At 44.6% G+C, this 10455-nt stretch carries 8 protein-coding genes; 4 read left to right on the top strand and 4 right to left on the bottom strand.

What is annotated here, in order from left to right; translation table 11 throughout:
• Positions 1-5: 5 nt before the first annotated feature.
• Complete coding sequence (locus PLH26_RS15325) at positions 6-326, bottom strand: RNA-binding protein (protein ID WP_324586908.1); 321 nt, start codon at positions 324-326, stop codon at positions 6-8.
• Between the two features lie 119 nt (positions 327-445).
• Here PLH26_RS15325 and PLH26_RS15330 point away from each other — a divergent pair, with 119 nt between their 5' ends.
• Both PLH26_RS15330 and ispG read left to right on the top strand, forming a co-directional pair.
• Complete coding sequence (locus PLH26_RS15330; RefSeq protein ID WP_324586909.1) at positions 446-1240, top strand: hypothetical protein; 795 nt, start codon at positions 446-448, stop codon at positions 1238-1240.
• A 529-nt stretch (positions 1241-1769) separates the two neighbouring features.
• Positions 1770-3800, top strand: coding sequence for a (E)-4-hydroxy-3-methylbut-2-enyl-diphosphate synthase (ispG, locus tag PLH26_RS15335; protein ID WP_324586910.1), 2031 nt, complete (start codon positions 1770-1772; stop codon positions 3798-3800).
• Between the two features lies 1 nt (position 3801).
• Here the strand turns inward: ispG and PLH26_RS15340 are convergent, their stop codons facing one another.
• The 3 genes from PLH26_RS15340 to PLH26_RS15350 are packed head-to-tail and all read right to left on the bottom strand — an operon-like array spanning position 3802 to position 6531.
• On the bottom strand, positions 3802-4065 hold the full coding sequence (locus tag PLH26_RS15340) for a hypothetical protein (RefSeq protein WP_324586911.1): 264 nt from the start codon (positions 4063-4065) through the stop codon (positions 3802-3804).
• A 10-nt stretch (positions 4066-4075) separates the two neighbouring features.
• Positions 4076-4372, bottom strand: coding sequence for a DUF1360 domain-containing protein (locus PLH26_RS15345; protein WP_324586912.1), 297 nt, complete (start codon positions 4370-4372; stop codon positions 4076-4078).
• A gap of 29 nt (positions 4373-4401) precedes the next feature.
• Positions 4402-6531: a hypothetical protein gene (locus PLH26_RS15350; protein WP_324586913.1), complete on the bottom strand. Its 2130-nt coding sequence runs from the start codon at positions 6529-6531 to the stop codon at positions 4402-4404.
• Positions 6532-6844: 313 nt separating this feature from the next.
• Here PLH26_RS15350 and PLH26_RS15355 point away from each other — a divergent pair, with 313 nt between their 5' ends.
• Together PLH26_RS15355 and nadB are read left to right on the top strand one after the other, a co-directional pair.
• Positions 6845-8428, top strand: coding sequence for a polysaccharide biosynthesis C-terminal domain-containing protein (locus PLH26_RS15355; RefSeq protein ID WP_324586914.1), 1584 nt, complete (start codon positions 6845-6847; stop codon positions 8426-8428).
• A 249-nt stretch (positions 8429-8677) separates the two neighbouring features.
• On the top strand, positions 8678-10297 hold the full coding sequence (nadB, locus tag PLH26_RS15360; protein WP_324586915.1) for an L-aspartate oxidase: 1620 nt from the start codon (positions 8678-8680) through the stop codon (positions 10295-10297).
• Positions 10298-10455: the final 158 nt, after the last annotated feature.

A 10455-nucleotide genomic window follows, 5' to 3' on the forward strand; every position in this document is an offset into this window, starting at 1 on the left:
ACCTTTTACACCGATGTAACTGCAATGTGGGTTAGCATTGGGGTGTATTTATTTACCCCGCGTTTATTCATGGTATTCAGCTTTTCCAATGCAAGGAAAGCCAATGGCATTTTTACGGTAGAGGCAGGATTGAAATACCGGTCTTTGTCAACATGCAGGTAATGATGCCCGAAAGAAGGCTTATTGTTTTTATCGCGGTTGATCTGTGTATAGATCAACTGGTACCGGAAGCTGTCGGGATTGTTTAATATGTGAAGGAGTGGGCCGGAAGCATTATCGTGTAGCAATTGCCAAAGCCATGCATCTGTTTTTACCTGGGCGTTCATATGCTTTATGATAAAAAATAAAGTGAAAAGCAGAGGGAACATTTTCATGCAAAAAGATACGAAACATTCAGTTATATTGCAGCCTGTCTTTCTAACTTTACAATATCAATCCATAAAATATGACAAAGAAAATATACCTTATTGCTTCGCTGCTCTTTTTTGTGTTCCTGACTTCCTGTTTGGACACAGAAGAAAAAATTGTGATCAATAAAAACAACAGCGGTATTTATACAATTACCCTGGATATGAGCAAAATGCTGCAACTCATGGACCAGTTTGGCCAGGCAAATAAAGATGATGCTAAAATACCGGCAAATAAAGATTCCACTGTTTACTTTAAACCCTTTGTAGACACTTCCACTGCGCTTACTGCCAAAGAAAAGGAAATGTTCAGGGACGGAAGCCTGCGGATGCAGGTAGATGAAGCAGAGAAAGAATTAATTATCGTTCTCAATTTTCCCTTCAAAAATATAGGTGACTTACCGCAACTCAAATCATCTTACCTGTCGGTAATAGACAAATTGGGAGTATCAAATAAATTGAAAGATCCCGGCGGTAGCGGGCCGGCAGAAACTATGCCGGCAGATATAACAAAAGACAAAAATATTCTGAGCCCCGCGCGTGATGCTTTTGCTTTCGCCGCCGTGCCGGGGAAACTATCCAATACACTTGTCAATAAGGATTTATTCACCAGTAAGGTGCAGAATGATTCATCTATGCAAATGCTGCAGCAAATGTCAATGATGATGGGTGATATGAATTACAAAACGATCATTGTTTTGCCTAAAAAAGTAAAAAAATATAAGGGCAACCAAACCATTTTGTCGGACGATAAAAAAACGCTCACTTTTTTAACCACCCTGAGCGATATGCTCAACCGGCCGGAAACGGCTGAATACAGCGTGGAATATTGATATGTCTTTCGAATGCGCCGGGCACAAAGCCCGAAGGTAAAAGTTAGAAATCCGGCGAAATACAAAGCACCAAAAAGTACATAACAAGAACCAAACCTGTCTGCATGGATACAGGCTTCAGTATTTGTTGTTCGACCCTTCCAGGGTCGTATACTTTTTATCGTATAGTTTATAAACGTTTGGACCCTTTCAGGGTCAATACAGGTCAATATCCTTAAAGCGGTCGGTACCCTCCACAGAAGGGTCAGACCGCTATTGGAACAGGTTTTTTCCTATCCTGAAAGGATACAAGGTTTATAAAAGAAGAGAAAAAATTTGAGCGACTCCAAAGGAGTCGAAGTTTTAACACCTTTAAATCTGATGGACAGACAGGTAAACCAAAAGCTATAAACCACAAACTCCGGAGCTGGCTTTCAGCGACCAGCCTTGAGTTATGAGCAGAGAGTGCTCTAATGGCTAATGGCTGATCGTCCTTTCTGCCATTTTAGTTTTGTTTACCTTTGCATCAGTTTTCTTTTATACTTATATTATGCAGTGGTATTGTGAATCCTTAACTGAATATAAAAGGCTAAAAACCAGGGAAGTGAATATTGGTGGATTATTAACGGGCAATTTTCATCCCATTCGTGTGCAAACCATGACCACTACCGATACCATGAACACCCTGGCCACGGTTGAGCAGTCTGTTCGTTGCATTGAAGCCGGTGCCGAAATGGTCCGGATCACCGCGCCCAGTAAAAGAGATGCGGAAAACCTGCTCAACATTAAAAATGAACTCCGCAAAAGAGGATACGATACACCGCTTATCGCCGATATTCATTTTACACCCAATGCTGCTGAAATTGCCGCACGTATTGTTGAAAAAGTGCGGGTAAACCCCGGTAACTATATTGATAAAAAGAAGTTTGAATTTATTGAATATACCGATAGCGCATACCATTCCGAAATAGAAAGAATAAGACAACGGTTTACCCCTTTGGTGAAAATTTGTAAAGAGTACGGAACGGCTATGCGCATCGGAACCAATCATGGCTCGCTGAGCGACCGCATCATGAGCCGGTATGGCGATACGCCCATGGGCATGGTGGAAAGCGCTATGGAGTTTTTGCGGATCGCCCGGGATGAAAGTTTTCACAATATTGTGCTGAGCATGAAGTCGAGCAATCCGCAGGTAATGGTGCAGGCTTACCGTTTGCTGGTGAGGCAGATGACCGATGAGTTCAGGGAATGTTACCCGCTGCACCTGGGCGTAACGGAAGCCGGCGACGGAGAAGACGGAAGAGTAAAATCTGCCGTAGGCATCGGCACTTTGCTGGAAGATGGCATTGGTGATACCATACGGGTATCCCTCACCGAAGACCCCGAGTTTGAGATACCCGTATGCCGTGATATTGTAAAACGCTATCCTAAGGAATCGCTCACCACTCACCACTCACCACTTACCACTTACCACTTACCACCTGCCACTCACTACTCTCCCTTCCAGTATAAGCGGCGGGAAACTTTTGTGGTAAATCACATAGGCGGGCACCATGTTCCCGTGGTTATAGCCGACCTGGGTAAAGCGGGCGCCATTACAAAAGAAGTTTTACAACGTATCGGTTACAGCTATGATGAAGCGCTTGATAAATGGAACATCAGCGACCTTGCGGCCGATTATATATTTTTTGACGGAGATGAATTGCCTTTTGCTTTACCGGGAACCTTAAAAGTGATGCTTCCCGCAAAGCGCTGGATACACTGTTCGGATAAAGAGAAATATTATCCCCTGTTTTCTTTTGAGGAATATCTTAATACCGGTCAACAAAGCAAAAGCGGCATACTGAATGTTGTAATGCTCGACTGCTTTAACGAAGGCGATGCGTTTGATGTAAACAAGCTGGATAAAATAAAAAATGATCCTGCGGTTGTGCTGGCGCTGAGCAGCAGCAATAAAAATGCCATGCAATCGGTACGGCATATGTTTATGGAATTGTTGCAAAAGGAGATCCGTAATCCTGCCGTATTAATAACAGACAGCAACCGGCAAACGCCCGATGAGCATCTTATACATTTTGCTACCGAAACCGGCGCCCTGTTTTTAGATGGCTTCGGCGATGGCATTTGCCTGGGAATGAACGCGGAAAGCTATGCGCTGCTTTCCAATCGTTACGGGCAGCTCAATGCCAGCGGACGGAATTATGTTGATAACAAAAGCCCCGAGCAATTTGTCAACAGTACGGCTTTCAGCATCCTGCAGGCAACACGTACACGCATTTCAAAAACCGAGTACATCTCCTGTCCTTCCTGCGGCAGAACCCTGTTCGATTTGCAGGAAACCACCGCTAAAATACGTGCAGTTACCAATCATCTCAAGGGGGTTAAGATCGCTATTATGGGGTGTATTGTAAACGGCCCCGGCGAAATGGCCGACGCAGACTTTGGGTATGTAGGCAGCGGTCCGGGCAAAATAACTTTATATAAGGGTAAGGAAGTAGTAAAACGTTCTGTTGACAGCAGTATAGCAGTGGAGGAGCTCATTAACCTGCTTAAAGAAAGTGATGTATGGGTGGAACCCTGAATCAACGGTTTTTTCTTTGCAGGTAAGGATACATTAACAAGCCGGCTTCGTCCTGCGGATCAACGGTCAGCACTTCACTCTTCCTGTTAAAGCTGTACCGCTTTCCTGTTCTGCTCCCTGTGATGCTGAACCCGGCGTTTCCCGTATATTCAATTTGAACAGTACCGGCGGAGGTTCCCGCGTTTTCCTTTGGATGATTTGCCGCCGGTGAAGGCCGATAGTATTCAGCGTTCAGCGCAGCTCTTTTTTTACCACAGCAGCTCATAGATCATTTTTTAATTTTTTGAATGATGTTTGGATGAAGAAGTCTGTTGTTCAAGCAAACAGGCGGCCCCGGAAAAGGCGAGCCAGAGTAAAACGATTTCCTTCCAGTCTTTACCAATGCAAAGGCCTGCCGGCAACGCCACCCATATGCTGGTGCAGTAAAAGCAGTCGAGCAGGTTCCCGAAGAAACCCGCTCCTGCTTTTTTCCTGATCAGATAAATGATATCAAAAGGCCCGTCCTCGGCCTGCAGTAAATGCGTTATTCTCCACACAGCCAATGAGCCCGTAACAAACAGATACCATTCCATACAATAATACATTTACAGACACTCAAAGATCAGCCTATGCAAAAACCTTTTGCCAGCTGGCTATGGTGATAAAATCCGCTGCTGTGAACAATCGTCCTGTCATTCCCGTTTATCCATACATTGTATCCGCATGGTTTGATGGTGGCCGGTGTTTGTATCTGCCAGGTTCCCGACTGTCCTGCTCCCGGTAAAGTGCCTCCTGCATAAGACAGGGAAGAAGTTGCTATACCGTCTATCGAAACAACGGATCCTGCTGCTTCTGCGGCCGGTGTTATGCTTATTGACATGGAATGGCAATAAGTGTCTGAAATGGAGTATGTACCCGAAACGGTATCGCCCGGTGCAAAGTCGCCGCAATCGCCTGTTCCGCTGGTAATAACAATATCAACATCGGGATAGATCTTATCTACATTAAATACCACCGTATTGCTGTTGTAAATTACATTGTCGCTAACATCCCAGAATTCGATCCTCATATAATGTTTGCCGTTTTTGGAAGGAACAAAATTCCCGAACAGGTCATCAACGATCACGGTATTGGAAAAAGGATTGGCCAAATAGTCTATCCAGCCATCGGGGATCGAAGGCGTTAATGTAATTGCAGGCGACAGCACGCCGAATGTATCCGTTTTTATGATCACCTGGTCCATCACAGGATGAATGGGCGTGGCCGGTTCAGTGATCATTAAGCGGTACTTAAAGCTATGCGCATTTTGATTGAACAACCGTCCCCTGATGGTGATATTTCCATCGAACGGACTATCATTGGCAGTGAATCCCAGGGTATGCATGCCTGTAGCATTTCCTGTGGCATTGCTGATCAGGTCAACGGGCATGCCGCCCAGTAATTCTATAAAGGGATAAATTTCATCTTGGGGAACACCTGCGGGTAAAGGCTTTATTTCCACATTGCATTCTTCCCAGTCGCCCCATGGCGCTACCCAGTTGGGATCAACGGGCGGAACAACAGCCCATGACAGGATCACTTTTATTTTGGCCCTGCCTGTTTCACACCATTTTTTCTGGTATGGCGTGAGGTATACCGATAATGGAGCATTGTACCACAAACCTTCATCGGGGATCGTTGGAATATCATGCACATTTACGGAGGATGTACCCATATAAACCCAGCCGGCGCCAAAATCCATATAGTAGGCGAGATATTCCCAACTGCCTTTTTTACACAGGTCGCCTGAATAACCGGTGGAACGTTTAACATGTACTGCAGCATTCAGCAGGTTAAAGTTCCTGTTCAGGCCTACACAACTTACTTCTTCATACCCCGTATTGAATTTGTTGGGTTTAAAAAATTCAAGAATGGATTTCAGATCCAGGTCGTATTTTTTGAAGAAAGCAAATTTGTTGTCGCTTATGGCATTTGGATCTGCCAACAACTGTTGTGCGAACTGGTAACCAATTCTTGCGTCTTCTACCTTGCCGCTGTAATAACGCTTTAATTCTTTTATGGAAATATTTTCCTGGGTAGTACTTGTGAAATCATAATCCGCTACTGCATTTTCCAAGAAGTCAAATTGTTCTTCGCTGATCTTAATGTCAATTTTTTCGAAAAGGTGATGAAAATGGCAGATTATGCTTTTAGACGGAGCGATCTGTATACCGGCATTCATGGTATTGCCCCAAACCGGCATCCACCACCATATGCCGGCCGGTGGCATTGTGTTCCAGGAAAGGATCGCTTTAACCAGCGGCAGCACTGCTTTTCTGTCGCAGCAACTCCTTTTTTTGGGTATGAAGGCTTTGCCCAGCTCATAACACAGATCAATGTCAAATGCCAGGTCGTGTGCATCAAAGTCTACCACGCCTTCGTCATCCCATGTGGCGCCGCCATCGTAGCTGACAAAAAAGCGTACAAATTCCTTGCTCCCGTTTGTGCAGGGCCCCCCGGCATAGCCAAAGCCCTGTTTTATTTTTATATGGGCGCTTAACCGCTGGAGCTGCGGATTATAACTTACACAGGTCAATTCTTCAAAACCCGTATTTGACAAAAGGTCCACTACAGGCTGAAACTCCTGGAGCAGTTTGTTTTCTTTGTCTTGTATACCAAAGTAATTGGGATTTTCGAGGAGGAACATTTTTGCATTGTTCCTGAGTTCAACCATTTTCCCGGTATCTTCTCCTTCTTTCACATTTCGTTTCATAAAAAAAATTAAGTTGTAAAACTTTCCTTTCGTTGAAAGCGGATCACGCCCTACCCTGCCAGGCCGGTAAGGTTTGCCGGTTCATCTGCAGATAAAAGGAAATTAAAAATTGTCCCCCGGCGAAAGATTTTATTAAGGAGGACCTTTAACGCGGCTGGATAAAACTTGCATAAAAGATGGTTTAATGGTTAAGTAATGATCTTTTCAAAAAGTGCAATAAGACTGTATCTGACTTTGGGGCAAGAAGCGGGGTACGGTAAAATTACCGTTCACATTTGGCGGGCGGTAACATCAAAACCATCGGTAGTATTTTTTGTTACCCCCGGCATTGATCATTAACAAATATGTACAGGAGCCGGGATTTGTTTTTATTTTACAGGATTATCTTTACCGCATGAGCATGATCAGAAGGCAGAGCATTATTTCTTCCATAGTGATATATATGGGTTTTGCAGTGGGGATGCTCAATGTGTATTTCTTTACCAGGGAGGGACTGTTTACTCCGTCTGAATATGGATTAACGGGTATTTTTATTGCTATAGGCAGTATGATGCAGGCCTTTGCCAGCCTGGCTATGCCCTCTTATATTTTTAAGTTTCATCCGTATTATAGTCACCACCTTTCTGCCCGTAAAAATGATATGGTTACATGGGCATTGCTTATCGGTTGTATTGGTTTTTTGTTGGTGATGCTGGCCGGCTGGATATTTAAGGACCTGGTGATCCGTAAATTCGGCGAGAATTCACCCGACCTGGTTAAATATTATTACTGGATATTTCCCATGGGTTTTGGGTTAATGATATACACGATACTTGAATCATATACCTGGAGCATACATAAGCCCGTAGTTACTAATTTTTTAAAAGAAGTATTGTGGCGCCTGTTCACTACCCTGCTTATTGTTCTTTTCATTTTTCATGTCGTTGGTGCTTTTGATGTGTTTATAAAGCTGTATGCCTTTACGTATCCCGGCATAGCTTTAACCCTGTTTATCTATTTGGTTGCTACCAAACAGATCCATTTCACTTTTAAGCTGAGCAAGGTTACCCGGCGTTACTTTAAGAAAATTGTTTCGCTTTGTCTCTTTGCGTATTCGGGTATGATCGTTTTTACCCTTTCAGGAGTATTTGACTCCCTTGTTATTGCAGCCGTATTAGACGATGGATTGAGCAAGGCAGGTATTTTTGGACTGGCGCAGATCATGACCAGTGTAATACAGGCGCCGCAAAGGGGCATCATCGCGGCTTCCATCGCGCATTTATCCAGGGCCTGGAAAGATAAGAACATGGAGCTGCTGCAAAGGGTTTACCAGCGTTCATCCATTAATTTGCTGCTTTTTGCTGCTGGTATTTTTGTATTGATAGCGCTTAATTATACCGAAGCGATCCATACCCTGGGTCTGAAAGACGTTTATCTGGCAGGGTTTAGCTCTTTTATACTGTTGGGTCTCAGCAGGGTAATTGATCTGGGCACAGGGCTTAATGCGCAGATCATAGCCACATCCAACTACTGGCGGTTTGAGCTGGTGAGCGGAATTGTATTGCTTGTATTTATGCTGCCCCTGACCTATTTCCTTACAAAGCAATATGGTATACGGGGGCCTGCCATGGCCAATCTTATCTCGCAGGGAATAATTTACAATTTGATCCGTATTGTTTTTCTCTGGAAAAAATTCAAACTGCAGCCTTTTACGCCTGCCAGTATTTATACGGTAGTAATGGCAGGCTGTTGTTATGCCATCTGTTATTTTGGCTTTAAAACTATACATGGCTTTACAGGCTTGTTTTTACGCAGCGCTGTATTTGTTTTATTGTATGGCGGCTGCGTAATTTATTTTAAGCTTTCACCCGATATGCAACCGGTTTGGCAAAGCATCAGGAAGAGAATACGTATTTAAAATCCGAAGCCGGAAAACCGAAAATCGAATAAATGCGGTCGGCACCCGACACAAGGAGGGTCAGTACCGCATTTGGGCGTAAAGCCCGAAGCCGTAAGCTCTAAATTCGAAGAAATACACGATAAACTAAAAATCAGAAATCAACAAATCCAAAATCCGAAATATTCAACTGATACCTGGCTGCCGATAGTGAATAGTTACATTTTCAAATTGTCCATCTTATCTTGCATCAAATATTGAATTGAGATCATGCAAACCGATTTTCTTGTTATAGGCTCCGGCATTGCAGGGCTTACCTACGCTTTAAAGGTTGCCCGCGATTGTCCTGATAAAAAAGTCCTCATTTTTACCAAAACCACCTCTGATGAAACCAATACCAAGTATGCGCAGGGTGGTGTAGCCGGTGTGTGGGACAATGAGAATGACAGTTTTGAAAAACATATAGAGGATACATTGATAGCCGGGGACGGTTTATGTAACGAAAAGACGGTGGAGATCGTAGTGAGGGAAGGTGTAGAGCGGATAAGAGAAATTATTAAATGGGGAGCAAAATTTGATAAGGAACCGGATGGGGATTATGCGCTCGGGAAAGAAGGTGGTCATAGCGAGTTTCGCATACTGCATCACAAAGATGTAACCGGGAAGGAAATGGAAAGAGCGCTCCTGGAAGCAATAAAGCAGCAATCTAATATAGAAGTGATCACTCATTGCTTTGTGGTGGATATCATTACGCAGCACCATTTGGGCTATTTGGTTACCAAGTCTACTCCCGACATAGAATGCTTTGGGGTATATGCATTGAACCTGCGCACAAAAAAAATTGAAAAGGTGAGGGCAGGCATCACCCTGCTGGCAACCGGGGGCAACGGACAGGTATACCGCACCACTACCAATCCGGTTATTGCCACAGGTGACGGCGTTGCCATGGCTTACAGGGCAAAGGGAAGAATTGAAAATATGGAGTTTATCCAGTTCCATCCTACAGCGTTGTACGAGCCCGGTATAAAGGGGCAGTCCTTTTTGATAACAGAAGCGGTACGGGGTGACGGTGGTATTTTACGCAACAGCGATGGTGAAGCTTTCATGGAAAGGTACGATGCCCGCAGAGACCTTGCCCCGAGAGATATTGTGGCAAGGGCCATAGACAATGAAATGAAAAGAACAGGTACGGAGCATGTGTGGCTGGATTGCCGTGACATGGACCAGAAAAAATTCCTGCATCACTTTCCCAACATCCACGAAAAATGCCTGTCTATTGGTATAGATGTGGCCAGGGACATGATCCCCGTAGCGCCTGCCGCACACTACAGTTGCGGGGGTATTAAAACAGATGAATGGGCAAGAACTTCGATCAGGCATTTGTATGCGGCGGGAGAATGTGCTTCAACCGGACTTCACGGAGCTAACCGGCTTGCCAGTAATTCTCTGCTCGAGGCTATGGTGTTTGCACACAGGGCATACGTGGATGCAGTGAAGAAAATGAAGGATAATTCCGGCGGGGAATGGGGCAGCTGGCGCCGGGATACCATACCCGACTGGCGGACTGAAGGAACTACCGCACCCAAAGAGATGATCCTTATTACCCAGAGCTTAAAAGAGCTGCAGTTGCTGATGAGCGACTATGTGGGCATTGTAAGGACGAATACCCGTTTGGAACGTGCTATGCGCCGCCTGGATATGATGCATGAAGAAACTGAAGAGCTGTATAAAACCACGGAGGTGTCGCCACAGCTTTGCCAGCTGCGCAATATGATCACCGTTGGGTATCTTATTGTTAAATCGGCTCAGTTCAGGCATGAAAGCCGCGGACTCCATTTTAATACCGATTATCCGAACAAGAGCGAACAAGTGCAAAATATTGTGCTGTAAGGTTTCAATACAAAGCACCAGGGATCAAGTGCCAAGGACCAAATAACAAGAACCAAATAAAAATTCAAATCCGAAGCCATAAGCGGTCGGTACCCGAGGCAAGGAGGGTCAGCACCGCATTTGGGCGTAAAGCCCGAAGTCGAAAGCTCGAAATCCGA

It is taken from the genome of Agriterribacter sp., from assembly GCF_035444585.1.
Lineage (GTDB): Bacteria > Bacteroidota > Bacteroidia > Chitinophagales > Chitinophagaceae > Agriterribacter.